At 54.9% G+C, this 12760-nt stretch carries 11 protein-coding genes and 1 tRNA gene; 7 read left to right on the forward strand and 5 right to left on the reverse strand.

What is annotated here, in order from left to right:
* Positions 1-1645: 1645 nt before the first annotated feature.
* The 5 genes from VI895_13140 to VI895_13160 form a co-directional block, all read right to left on the reverse strand.
* Positions 1646-1721: transfer RNA gene (locus tag VI895_13140), tRNA-Asn, on the reverse strand.
* Between the two features lie 40 nt (positions 1722-1761).
* Positions 1762-2526 carry an ABC transporter permease gene (locus VI895_13145; protein HLG20744.1) on the reverse strand — a complete coding sequence of 255 codons (765 nt, stop codon included), beginning with the start codon at positions 2524-2526 and terminating at the stop codon, positions 1762-1764.
* On the reverse strand, positions 2519-3262 hold the full coding sequence (locus VI895_13150; protein HLG20745.1) for an ABC transporter ATP-binding protein: 744 nt from the start codon (positions 3260-3262) through the stop codon (positions 2519-2521). The genes VI895_13145 and VI895_13150 overlap by 8 nt, the downstream gene beginning before the upstream one ends.
* The gene (locus VI895_13155; protein HLG20746.1) at positions 3259-4134 is read right to left on the reverse strand and encodes an N-formylglutamate amidohydrolase; all 876 of its coding nucleotides are present in this window, start codon (positions 4132-4134) and stop codon (positions 3259-3261) included. Before VI895_13155 ends, VI895_13150 begins: the two co-directional genes overlap by 4 nt.
* Positions 4127-5221, reverse strand: a complete 1095-nt coding sequence (locus VI895_13160) for a tyrosine/phenylalanine carboxypeptidase domain-containing protein (protein ID HLG20747.1) — start codon at positions 5219-5221, stop codon at positions 4127-4129. The genes VI895_13155 and VI895_13160 overlap by 8 nt, the downstream gene beginning before the upstream one ends.
* Positions 5222-5315: 94 nt before the next feature.
* On the opposite strand from VI895_13160, the gene guaB reads away from it, so the two are divergent.
* The 7 genes from guaB to dnaE form a co-directional block, all read left to right on the forward strand.
* Positions 5316-6782, forward strand: coding sequence for an IMP dehydrogenase (guaB, locus tag VI895_13165; protein HLG20748.1), 1467 nt, complete (start codon positions 5316-5318; stop codon positions 6780-6782).
* Positions 6779-7717: a hypothetical protein gene (locus VI895_13170; GenBank protein ID HLG20749.1), complete on the forward strand. Its 939-nt coding sequence runs from the start codon at positions 6779-6781 to the stop codon at positions 7715-7717. Before guaB ends, VI895_13170 begins: the two co-directional genes overlap by 4 nt.
* Positions 7714-9246, forward strand: coding sequence for a glutamine-hydrolyzing GMP synthase (gene guaA, locus VI895_13175; protein HLG20750.1), 1533 nt, complete (start codon positions 7714-7716; stop codon positions 9244-9246). Before VI895_13170 ends, guaA begins: the two co-directional genes overlap by 4 nt.
* Positions 9247-9389: 143 nt before the next feature.
* Positions 9390-9791 (forward strand): hypothetical protein, encoded by a 402-nt coding sequence (locus VI895_13180; protein ID HLG20751.1) that lies wholly within the window; start codon positions 9390-9392, stop codon positions 9789-9791.
* Positions 9757-10404, forward strand: a complete 648-nt coding sequence (locus tag VI895_13185) for a nucleotidyl transferase AbiEii/AbiGii toxin family protein (protein HLG20752.1) — start codon at positions 9757-9759, stop codon at positions 10402-10404. The genes VI895_13180 and VI895_13185 overlap by 35 nt, the downstream gene beginning before the upstream one ends.
* A 66-nt stretch (positions 10405-10470) precedes the next feature.
* A complete protein-coding gene (locus tag VI895_13190) occupies positions 10471-10749 on the forward strand; it encodes a type II toxin-antitoxin system Phd/YefM family antitoxin (GenBank protein ID HLG20753.1) in 279 nt (92 codons plus the stop codon).
* A gap of 673 nt (positions 10750-11422) precedes the next feature.
* Positions 11423-12760 (forward strand): DNA polymerase III subunit alpha (gene dnaE, locus VI895_13195; GenBank protein ID HLG20754.1); only part of this gene is annotated, 1338 nt, incomplete at its 3' end.

Genomic DNA, 12760 nt, shown 5'->3' on the forward strand with positions numbered 1-12760 from the left:
GCGCTCCTTCCGTTCATACTGTGGGTGAATCAACAACCATCGCACAGTATATGCTCTCGAAGAGCCCAAGCGCGGTTTTGTCCCACGAGGACCTTATTAAACCACCACGGTTGGACGCTGCTCTTTTACATCGCCAAATCGTAGGAATAGGGTCGATCACGTTTTGATAAGTTCTGCCCAAAGGCAAAAGCAACTTTTCAACTGAAGCAAAGGGGCCGTCATGGTGAATAAATTCTTTCTCTACGCGCGGAAAAGTACGGATACCGAAGAAAAACAAGTCTTAAGTATCGACGCCCAATTGTCCGAACTCCGCGCGTTCGCTTCGAAGGAAAATCTTCCAGTTGCGGGTGAATTTACCGAATCCATGACGGCCAAAACTCCCGGCCGCCCTATCTTTAATCAAATCCTCGATCGAATTGAACGCGGAGAAGCCCAAGGAATTCTCTCGTGGCATCCGGATCGCCTGGCAAGAAATTCTGTCGATGGCGGCCGGATCATTTATCTCTTGGATTGCGGACAACTAAAGTCTTTGAAGTTTGGATCGTTCTGGTTTGAAAACACGCCGCAGGGCAAATTCATGCTCAATCTTGCCTTTGGGCAGAGCAAACTTTACTCCGATAACCTTTCGGACAACGTCAAACGCGCCATCCGGGAAAAATTACGGCGTGGTGAATGGCCGGGATGGGCACCTACCGGATATCTCAATGACCGAAATGTCCGAAAGGTTGTGATCGACCCTCAGAAAGGACCGCTGGTTCGCCGCCTCTTTGAAACGTACGCGTCCGGCCGCTCTTCGATGCAACAATTACGAATCTTGGCTTATGAGTGGGGTCTTACAACTCGGCAGAACAGCCTGCTCGCCAAGTCGATGATTGAAACCATGCTTCGCAATCCTTTCTACTACGGCCACATGCGAATCAATGGCGAGCTTTACGAAGGCATACACGCCCCACTCATAAGCAAAGAGACCTTCGATCAAGTTCAAGCCGTCTTAAAGCACCGCGGCCGTCCGCATACGCAGAAAAAGCACTACTATCCGTTCGTTGGCCTGGCCACTTGTCATAGCTGTGGTTGCTCAATCACGGCAGAGCGCCAAAAAGGGCATGTTTATTATCGGTGCACGAAAAAACGCGACGCGTGCTCGGAACCTTACGTCCGAGAAGAAAGCATTGCGGAACAAGCACGGGCGGCAATTGAGGCCGTTGCTCTGCCTGACGACATTTATGAAAAAATAAAGAGCGCCTTGGCCAACGAACGGGCCGATTCGACCCAACCGGTTGCCAGCCTATCGGAGCAACTTTCAAAGATTCAAATCAAACTCCAGCGCCTCCTGGACGCACATCTTGAAGGAGTCCTCGAAAGGCCCGAGTACCTTGCCAAAAAGGAGGAGTTGCTTACCCGGAAGCTTGAACTCGAAGAGCGAATTGGGCAGTTGAAGCAAACGGCAACCGGCTGGCTCGAATCAGCAGGAAATTTTCTCTCGGCGGCTCACCAGGCGGGGAAGCTCGCGGCAAGCGGTGATTTGGAATCCCAAAGAGATTTTCTGAAAAAGCTTGGCTCGAACGTTCGGCTGTCGCGAAAAACGCTTTTGATTTCGCACCCGTTACCCTGGTCCATCCTGGCAAAATCGCGCGAAAAAAATGTATGGCTCCCCGGCACGGACTCGAACCGCGGACCCGCTGGTTAACAGCCAGCTGCTCTACCGACTGAGCTACCGGGGAACAGGCGCAGATTACCGGCCTACCGCGCCCAGTGTCAATTTCAGGTTCGGAGCTTGTACCCTTTCTTGAACAGGTACACCGCCCAAAGAAAAAAGATCGACGCGATGATTACGGTGACGGCCATACTCAAGGCGAAGGGAACATCCGTTCGGCCCAAAAAAGCGTATCGAACCGCTTCCACCATGTAGAAAATCGGATTGACGTAATTCACCCAACGATACCCTTCCGGGAGGGTGGACGTGGAATAAAAGACGCCCCCCAAGAACATCAGCGGCGTAACCACATAGTTTAAATAAATCGCGATGTTGTCCCATCGTTCGGCCCAGAGCCCGACGATGAGGCCGCTGGCGGAAAAAACAATCGAGCTAAGGACGAGCGAAACCACCAGCAAAAACGGATGTTCCAGGGGAGTCTTAACCAGAAGAATGCCCGCAATCAGGACCATCAGGCCCGAAAGGACGCCGCGCACGACGGATGCGAGGACGTAGGCGACGACCATCTCGAGAAATGATATCGGCGCGACGAGAAGGTCCTCGATGAAATGCTCCCAGCGGGCGATGAATAAGGAGGAGGACGCGTTTTGAAACGCGGCCAAGACCACGCCCATCATCAGCAGTCCCGGAAAGATAAAAGTGATGTAGGGAACCCCCTCAATGTCAGACACGCGCGAGCCGAGAAAAAAACCGAAAACGACGATGTACAGAATAGCATTGACGACGGCTGGCCAGATCGTTTGATTGGGAAGCGAGAGAAACCGTGAAATCTCCCGCTCCGCTAAGGTCCGGAACCCACGGGGATTAGCCAACGTTCGTCTCCGTACGATTCTGGACGAGGCGAAGAAAAATTCTTTCGAGATTGGTTCCGTCGCGCTGCATGAGCTCGGACGTGAGGCCTCGTTCCACAATCGTTCCTTCGTGAATGATGGCGATGTCCCGGCAGAGTTTCTCCGCCTCCTCCAGATAATGGGTTGTCAAGAAAATCGTTTTTCCCTGCCGGTTGAGTTGGTTGAGGTATTCCCAGATCTCGTGACGGGTTTCGATGTCCACGCCGGCGGTCGGTTCATCGAGGATCAATATATCCGGATCGTGGACCAGGGCCTTGGCGATCAAGAGGCGGCGTTTCAAGCCGCCCGATAGCTTGGGGGCATGTTCATTGCGCTTATCGATGAGATCGAACCGCTCCAGCAGTTCTTCGGTTCGTTTACGCGCAACCTTGCGTGAGACGCCGAAATATCCGGCTGAAAATTCCAGTAACTTTTGGATGGAGAAAAATCGGTCGAAGTTGAATTCCTGGGGTCCAAATCCGATGCGGCGGCGGCAATCGATATAATCGGTCGTCACATCTTTGCCAAAGACCCGAATTTCGCCCGACGTTCGATTGCAAAGGCCTGTAAGGATGTGAATCGTCGTCGTCTTGCCCGCGCCGTTGGGGCCGAGAAAACCAAAGAAGGTTCCGGACTGAATCTCAAAGGAAATGCTTTTTACGGCCTGAATCGGACCGTAGTTTTTGACGAGCTTCCGGATCTCTATGGCCGGCGTCACGTGGACTTGAACCCGGCGAACTGCTCCATGGTCGTGCGCGCGAATTTGTGGAGAGACTCTTTGAGCGCGTTAAGAATCGCCGGATGGAAATCTCCGTTCTCTTCGTTCATGTAAACCTTCTTGATTTCGATGTTTAAGAGTAAGGATTCCGGGAATTTTGAAGCCATCGCTTTAGCGACCGCCCCGTTTCCCTTAAAGACGTCATTTTCCTTCACCACCATCGGCACTCCGGGAAGCTTGATCGCGGCGAGATCGGAGAGGGCCCGGTCGATGCTTTTCGCATGTTTCTTCCGGTCGAGGGCGGTGGTTCCCAGATTCAGCACCGGCAGGGAGTTTTCTTTTCCGTTGTACGACTGCCGGCGGTAGTTGTACGAGTGCAGGTCCAGAATCACCGGCTTTGGAAAATATCCCGTGATTGTTTCCACGATAAATTCCAGCAGCTCGTGGAATTCGTCGTACTTTTGATACGAGATTTCCAATTCGTCTTTCGACGGCGGGGTCCGCCAGACTTTTTTCCCCCAGCTTTCCATTGGTTTTAGGTAAACCGAATTGCCTCGGGGGCGGTTGACATCGTATTCGAAACGGGAATCGAGTCCGATCATTTGAATCGGCGCTTCGGCGATGAACTGCTCGACGTGGACATCCTCTTCATGGAGCCGCTCGTCTTCTTCGATCGACATCTTGACGGTCATTTCCTCGCGTACGCGGTGGCCGGCATGGATCGCCAGTGCGATCAGCGGCTCGTACCGCTTGACGCGGATGAGAGCACTGGCCATCGGGCTGATCACCTCAAACGGCGCCTTGGCTTCCAAATGTTTCTTGATTTCGCCCCAGGAAAAGCGAGGAATGCGTTCTAATGATTTTTCATCCATAAAGTGGGGATGGGAGAAACGCGGGATCCATCAGTTTGTGTTGGGCGATCAATTCACGAACCACCGGCAGGTGATGTACCGCGATCTTTCCGCTGTAAAGTAGCCGAAGGTCCTCCGTTTTCAGATCTGCGATCCGTTTCTTTCCCTGCAGATAAATATGGTCTTGAACGAAGCCACCTGGGTGCGATGTGTCCTCGAGGCCCCGTTTGCTCCGCTGAGTCAATGTGAAGGCCTCTTCGGGGCTGAAGGATTCCACGAGCTTGGCGAAAATGTCAAAGAATGATTTTGTCGACGCAAGGCTGGCGGCGATCACGCGCCCCGCGTAGCGGCGGCGAACACTGGGGATGGAGTCACCCAATCGTTCTTCCAGCGAAACGGCAAGCCCTTCCTCCGTTTCCAACCAGCGACCGAAACCGAGCGCAAACGCCTTGAACGGTTGACGTTCTCCGTTGGCGGTCCGGTACACGTGAACTTGGATCTCATGGTGCAGAAGCCGCTCCACCATGGCCGACGTCACGATCATTCCGGCCTGCAGCCGAATTCTCCGGTGGGCCGCGTCGACATGAGCCAGCATCACCGTCGTGGGGTCCTCGATGACGTCCCAACCTTCAATTCGGTCCTGTCGCAGGCGCTCACGCATCTTTTCCGCCAGTCCCTTCACGCCGACGTCCGGGCTTTCTTCCTTCGCCTCCGCCGATTCTTCCAGCGCAGCTTGGGCTTCCTTGGCGAGGGCGGCCGACGGTTCGCCGTACAGTTCTTGGGAGCGCTTGGTAACTTCAAGCGTCCCCCGTGCGTCCGCGACGGCAAGCGTTCGCTGCCACTCGGTCCGGAGTTCGTCGAACATCTTGTCGAAAACGCTCGTGCCGAAATCGAGAGCGGAGAGCCGCTTTTTGAGCTTCGGAAGATCGGGTGGGAGAAGGCGGTATTCGTAACGCGGGTTATAGGCTTCTCCGCGCTCCCATGCCTTTAGAAAGCGTTCCCGTTCCTGCGCGTGGTTGAGTGGGTTTACGGCGTCGAAGAGGCTGAATTCATGAGAAATTTCAGCCATCAGGTCGTCGGCTTTTCGGTTCTTGTCTTCGGGGTTCACGGTACCGCGTGGGTCGGCTTACGTCTTGACTATATTGAACTTTTCCCTACACTCCGCCAATTCTTCAGCCAAGGAATTTAACAAGTAAGTATATATGAGTGTGGACCGCTTTCCACAAGCCTTATCCTTTGACGATGTTCTCCTCTTGCCGCAGCGCAGCTCTGTTTTGCCCAAAGAAGTCGATCTGTCATCCCGCCTGACGACCAAACTCCGACTCAACATGCCGCTTCTCTCGGCCGCCATGGATACGGTCACGGAGTCTCCCTTGGCCATTCGGATGGCGCAAGAGGGGGGAATCGGCGTGATTCACCGGAATATGCCGATCGAGCAACAGATGAACGAAGTCCGGAAGGTCAAAAAGTCGGAGAGCGGCCTGATCAACGACCCCATCACGATCGAACCGGATCAATTGGTCATCCAGGCCATTGAATTGATGAGCCGCTACCGAATCAGCGGAATTCCGGTCACGAAGGGAAAGAAACTGGTCGGCATATTGACGAACCGGGACCTTCAGTTCGAAAAGAACATGAATCAGAAGGTTGCGGACGTGATGACCCGAGAGGAGCTGGTGACGGCGCCGGAAGGGATCACACTGGACGACGCGAAAGATATTTTGCACCAGCACCGGATCGAGAAACTTCCGGTCGTGGATAAAGACGGAAACTTGAAAGGATTGATCACCATTCGCGACATCAAGAAGACGCTGGAGTTCCCACATGCCTGCAAGGATGAACATGGGCGTCTTCGGGTAGCGGCGGCGGTCGGCACGGGCAAGGATCATGTCGGCCGCGCACAAGCGGTTCTCAAGGCCGGCGCAGATGTTCTCGTCGTGGATACGGCCCATGGGCACGCGGAGAGTGTGATCGGGTTCGTGAAAGAGCTTCGCAAAACCCATCGAGAGGCGCAGATCGTGGCGGGGAACGTGGGCACGGCGGAAGCCGTAAAAGCTTTGATCGACGCGGGCGCCGACGGAATCAAGGTCGGAATCGGGCCGGGATCGATTTGCACGACGCGAATCGTCGCGGGGGTCGGGGTTCCGCAACTCACGGCGGTGATGGAGGCGGTGTCGGAAGCGAGGAAGCACGACGTGCCGGTCATCGCCGACGGCGGAATTCGGTATTCCGGCGACGTCGTCAAAGCGCTGGCCGCGGGGGCCGAGACGGTGATGATCGGGTCCCTATTTGCGGGAACGGACGAAGCTCCGGGCGAAATGATTTTGTACCAGGGGCGAACGTACAAAGCGTACCGCGGGATGGGATCGCTAGGGGCCATGCGGGACGGATCGGCCGATCGCTATTTTCAACAGGAGATCAGCAGCGATTTGAAACTGGTCCCCGAGGGCGTGGAAGGCCGCGTTCCGTACAAGGGCTCTTTGTCGGTGATGGTTCATCAGCTTCTGGGCGGGTTGCGCGCCGGAATGGGTTACGTCGGCGCGCGGACGATTCCGGAACTTCAGAAGAACGCGAAGTTTGTTCGGCAGACCGGAGCCGGGCTTCGCGAAAGTCACGTGCACGACGTGACGGTCACGCAAGAGGCTCCGAACTATCGGAGCGAAGGATGATTTGGCGGCCGGCCTGGCTTAGTACCTCGATCCATAAATACGTTGGCATTCGGTCGTCGCTGCATCCGCCTCCTTCGCCGTACTTCCCGGTACGCCTCAGTCGCCGGGCACCGATAACGCGGTGCATCGACAACCTCGGTGCCTCAGCGTATTTATGGATCGAAGTACTTGGCGTCGTTCTGACGCTGCTCCCGGGCGCCGCTCTCTCCGCGGGGACCGAGGTTTTGAGTGAAAGCGGAATTTCCGTCACCTTCGAACAGACCGGCGATGCAAGTCAAATCGGCGAATTCAAAAAGAACATCCTTCCGGAGGTGAAAAATATTTTGAGCGATCTCACGCGCGACTTGGGCGACATGCCGTCCAATTCTAACGTGAAGATTTTCTTTTACTCGCCGGAAACGTACCATGCGAAGTTCCCGCGAACGATCGCGACCCGGATACCCGCGTTTTATAGCCGCGAGGGGATTCAGGCGCGGGCGGACAACGACGTCGACTATTCCCTGAAAACGACGCTTCGACACGAGTTAACACATTTGATTGTTGATACCCATTACGGGCGCGTCCCGGCCTGGATGAACGAGGGATTGGCGGTGTACGAAGAACGGTTGATCAGCGTGGATCCGGCACCCCACAACATCGACTACAACACCCTGGTTATCGCCAAACAGGACGGAAAGTATCTTTCGTTGGAGACGCTCGATTCCCAATCGTATTTCGGCCGCGACCACGGGACCGTCGCTTCGGGCCTGGCCTACACCATCGCGTACGTCGCCGTATACGAATTGAAACAGAAGTCCGGGATGGACACGATCCGGAGTTATCTAAAGTCGGTCGGCGCAGGAAAGAATCCGCGGGCGCAGTTCGAAAGCGCATTCGGGATGTCGTACGCGGCGTTCAACGATTTCCTTCTCAAGACGTCGGGCGAAAAATCGTGATTTTGATCGTCGATTACGGCTCCCAATACACACAGTTGATCGCCCGGCGAGTGCGGGAAAAGAAAGTCTATTCCCGGATCGTCCCCTGGCATCAACCGATGGCGGCTCACAAAAAGGCGACGGAAGGAATCATTCTTTCCGGAGGCCCCGCGTCGGTTTACGAGCGGGAGGCGCCGAGCTTGCCGCGCGAACTTCTGGGATGGGGGGTCCCCATTCTTGGAGTTTGTTACGGCGAGCAGCTCTTGGTGCATGCGGCGGGCGGAAAAGTTCAGCAGACCCAGGCTCGCGAGTATGGCCGCGCGGAAGTCTCGTTGAAACGAGCGGATCCGCTTTTTGACGGCCTCACGATTCAATCGAAGCCGTATTCCGTATGGATGAGCCACGGCGACCGGATCGATTCTCTCCCCGACGCGTACGAAGTCATCGCCACGTCCGACAATTCGCCCTACGCAGCGATTCGGGATACCCAGCGAAAGCACTACGGCGTTCAGTTTCATCCCGAAGTGACGCACACGTCGATCGGTCCCCAGGTGATTGAGAATTTTCTGTTCAAGATCTGCAAAGCGAAAGCGGATTGGACGATGGAGCATTTTATCGCCACCGAGATCGAGGAGATTCGAACGCGGGTGGGCAAGGACCACGTCATTTGCGGTTTGTCCGGCGGCGTCGATTCGTCGGTGGTCACGCTCTTGCTTCACAAGGCGATCGGTACGCAACTGACGGCGGTGTTCGTGGATACGGGCTTGTTGCGAAAAAATGAAGCCCGGCAGGTCGAAGAGAACTTCCGAGAGCATTTTCACGTCGATTTGCGCGTCGTGAACGCGGCCGATCGATTCTATAAAGCGCTTCAGGGTGTCGTCGAACCGGAAGTAAAACGGAAAACGATCGGCCGGCTCTTCGTAGAGATCTTTGAGGAAGAGGCTCGCTCGATTAAGGGCGTGAAATACCTGGCCCAAGGAACGCTTTATCCCGACGTGATTGAATCCGCCGTCGACCGAGGACCCTCGGTGACGATTAAAACCCACCACAATGTCGGGGGGCTGCCGGAAAAAATGAATCTCAAACTGATCGAGCCGTTGCGGGAGCTTTTCAAGGACGAAGTACGGGAAGTGGGGCGCGAGCTCGGGCTGGCCGACAAGCTCGTCTCCCGCCATCCGTTCCCGGGGCCCGGATTGGCGGTTCGTATCTTGGGCGAGATCACCGTTGAACGTGTCAAGCTTCTTAAGGAAGCCGACGCGATCTTTATCGACGAGCTCCGTTCCTCAAAGTTGTACGACAAAGTGTGGCAGGCTTTCGCCGTTCTTCTCCCGGTTCAAAGTGTGGGAGTCATGGGAGATTTGCGGACGTATGAAAACGTCTGTGCTTTGCGCGCCGTCGTCAGTTCGGACGGAATGACGGCCGACTGGGCCGAGCTTCCGCACGATTTGCTCGGCCGCGTTTCCAATCGGATTATTAATGAAGTGCGCGGGATCAACCGCGTCGTGTACGACATTTCGTCGAAACCCCCGGCCACCATAGAGTGGGAGTGAACAAACCCTCGTCGCCCGTCTTGCGCGGGGTCGTGGCTACGATCCCGCTCATGATCGGATATCTCCCGGCCGGCTAGGGCAATGGACCGCTGGATCAGGGGAACCACCCTTGATTAATGTACAAAAATATGTACAATAATTATGTGACATCCCGAATTTACACGATTTTTTGCTCGCAGGCACGCACCGCCGTGCTGCAGACGTTGTACCGTCAGTCCCGCCCCATCCCCCTTCGGCACGTTGCGTATCTCTCCCAAAGCCCCGTCTATTCGGTCCAGCGTGCACTGAAACAACTTCAGCGGGAATACCGAGTCGTACGGAAACAAGAGGGGAACCGCGTGCTGTTTGCCTTGAACACCCGCCATCCCGATTTTTCGTTTCTTTCGCGCATTCTCGAGGCGGCTGCTAACGCCGCACTCGAACAGAGAACCGTCACCTATGCTTCGCCCGCGCGCCGAGGACTTGATTTCGCCGACTCGGCGCTCGAGTTTTACAGGAGAGTGGGAACGAATGACGCTATCCGAACTCCTCCACGGCGCGATTAAGGCGCTTGAAGGCGAGGGCGTGCGGTACGCACTGGCCGGAGGTGTGGCCACGCTTGCGTATCGGAAGAACCCGAGGACGACTGACGACATCGACTTCCTAATTCTTGCGAAAGCGAGAACGGAGGAGGTGGCCAAGAGAATTGTGATTTCCTTGGGATTAACACCTGGAATCGCACGAAAGGCGGACCTGGAGGGGGGGCCGATGTTCGCGATCAAGCGCGGGAACACGGAGCCCTACATCATCGTCGGGCGGGATCCGAAGGACCGAAAAGTCATCGGGGTCGATTTCATTCTGCCAGCCTTCCCTTGGTTCGAGGATGCGCTTTCCCGCGCGGAACTGAATCGGATTCCTTTCGGTCATGACGTCGTGCCTTGTCTGACAATCGAAGATGTCATTGTCTCGAAACTCTACGCCCTTCGAAATAACAAAAGACGCTTTAGCGACATGGACGATCTACAATCCATTTTCCAATCCGATCATGAGATCGACCTTCCGTACCTGTGCGCTCAAATGAATACGTTTCAAATCCCGATCCCTGAACCTTTGACGGAGGTTGTCCCGGACGTGATTCGAAAGATCTCCAAGTCGATACGGCGCCAGAAACGCCGATAGTCAAGCACGAATTGCCTCGATTTTGCCCCTTTGATTTATATATAGAATTCAATATAGAATTATGTAATGAAAAACATAAAGACCATTATCCCGGTTTCTGAACTTCAAAGTCGGGCAAGCGCCGTAATCGAGCAAGTTCGAAAAACACGCCAGCCGGTCGTTGTCACGCTGCATGGTCGAGGCGCTGCCGCCGTGGTTGATCTCGACTTTTTCCAAGGAACGATCATTACAAACGAGGAAAAGGAATTCCCGGATTGGGAAAAACGGTTGGAGCGGGCTGAACGTGAAACGAGGGCAGGAAGGGCAGTTTCACTTCGATCTTTGAAAGCCAAAAAGAAGGCGTGACTTGTGGAAGTTTTCCTCCTCCCCCAAGCGGTCGAGGATCTGGATGAGTTTTATGAGCCCCTCCGGTCGGAAATCCTTAGTCGATTGGAGGTGTTGGCGGAATTTCCGAGCATCGGAATTGCTATGTGTGCCGAGTTTTCCGGATATCGGTGTCTTATTTTTTCTCCACTCGTACGCGCGGTCTACACCGTTCGTGGAGAGAAGGTTCTTGTCGCGTACATCCGTCACACATCCCGTAAGGTAAAGAAATGATTTCTCCTTTTTTACAGGGCAGTTTGGCTGAGCGCGGGCTCTGCCGCCGCCAGGAGCCCGCGTTTTAGGAAAAAACGCTATCTAAATGACGGGTGGCTGGCGCTCCAAAAGCGGTACGGCTCAATTGAACCATGAAGAGTCGTAAGGAAGGATCCGAAGAGGAGCCGGATTTATGCGAGAGTTGTAAACATTTTTCAGAGGTTCATGATATTTGTGCGTTTTACGAGCTGAACGTAACATTTCGTGTGCGATCGTGCCCCGCCCATACTAACGTCTGACTATGAAAAGTGATCCGACGTCAAATTTTATAAGGGAAGGACGAGCAAAAGAAAGCGTGCAAAGTCTCCCGGGCGGGGAGTTAAAACGACGTTTTTCGTTCTTGATGTAAGGAGCGGAATCTCGTAGTTTTCGCTCGCGGTCCATGAGCTTCGTTCACCTCCATTTGCATTCCGAATATTCCCTCCTAGACGGCGCGATCACGATCGACGGGCTGCTCGATCGGGCGAAGAAGACGGGTATGCCGGCCGTGGCGCTGACGGATCACGGGAATCTCTTCGGGGCCTTGGAATTCTACGAAAAAGCGATCCAGGCGGAAGTTCAGCCGATTATCGGGATCGAAGGGTACATCACGCAGGGTGATCGGCGGGAAAAGTCGCATCAGTACCCCACCCACCACATCACGCTTTTGGCGAGAAACGAAGAGGGGCTTCGAAATCTCTTCCGCCTCGTCACGCTCGCTCATTTCGAGGGGTACTACTACAAACCGCGAATGGACCGGGAGATTCTCCGAAAATACAGCCGCGGCCTGATCGGCCTTTCCGGTTGTTTGAACGGCGTGCCGGCCAAAATGCTTCTGGAGGGGAGAGCCGATGTAGCCGAAGAGGCGGCTCGCGAGTACAGCACGATCTTCGAAAATGGAAATTATTACATCGAAACGATGGACAACGGCGTTCCCGAACAGGAGCGGGTGAATCAAGGGCTGCGGGAGATGGCCCGACGGCTGTCGCTCCCCGTCGTGGGGACCAACGACTGCCATTACCTTCACCGGGAAGACGCCAAAGCCCACGACCTTCTTCTCTGCATCGGGTTGGGAAAGAACGTTCAAGACCAGGACCGACTGCGATTTCACACGGATCAGTTTTACGTCAAGTCTCCCGAAGAAATGCGGGAAGTTTTTGCCGATTGTCCCGAAGCGATCCGCAACACGCTCGAAATCGCCCGCAAATGCGACTTCCGAATGAAACTAGGGGAATACCACATGCCGAAATTCGACGTCCCCGCCAACGAGACGCTCGAAGGGTACTTGGCAACCCTCGCTAAAAAGGGTCTCGAAGCGCGAATGCCGCTGATTCTTAAATTCTACGAGCGCGAAGGAAAACCGACGCATGGGATTCGGGAACGGTACTACGCGCGACTGGAAGAAGAGCTTGCCATCATCCAGAAGACCGGCTTCGCGGGTTATTTTCTGATCGTTCAGGACTTTATCAACTACGCCAAACAGAGTGGAATTCCGGTGGGTCCCGGCCGCGGCTCCGCGGCGGGCAGCTTGGTAGCGTACGCCACCAGCATCACGGACATCGATCCGATTCCCTATCACCTTCTCTTTGAACGGTTTTTAAACCCCGAGCGCATTTCGATGCCCGACATCGATGTCGATTTCTGCCAAGAGGGGAGGGACGCCGTAATCACGTACGTCGCCCAGAAGTACGGCGGCTCCGCGTCTCTCGAACAGACGCATGTGGCGCAGATCACGACGTTC

Source organism: Bdellovibrionota bacterium, assembly GCA_035292885.1.
In the GTDB taxonomy this organism is placed as follows: Bacteria; Bdellovibrionota_G; JALEGL01; order JALEGL01; family DATDPG01; genus DATDPG01.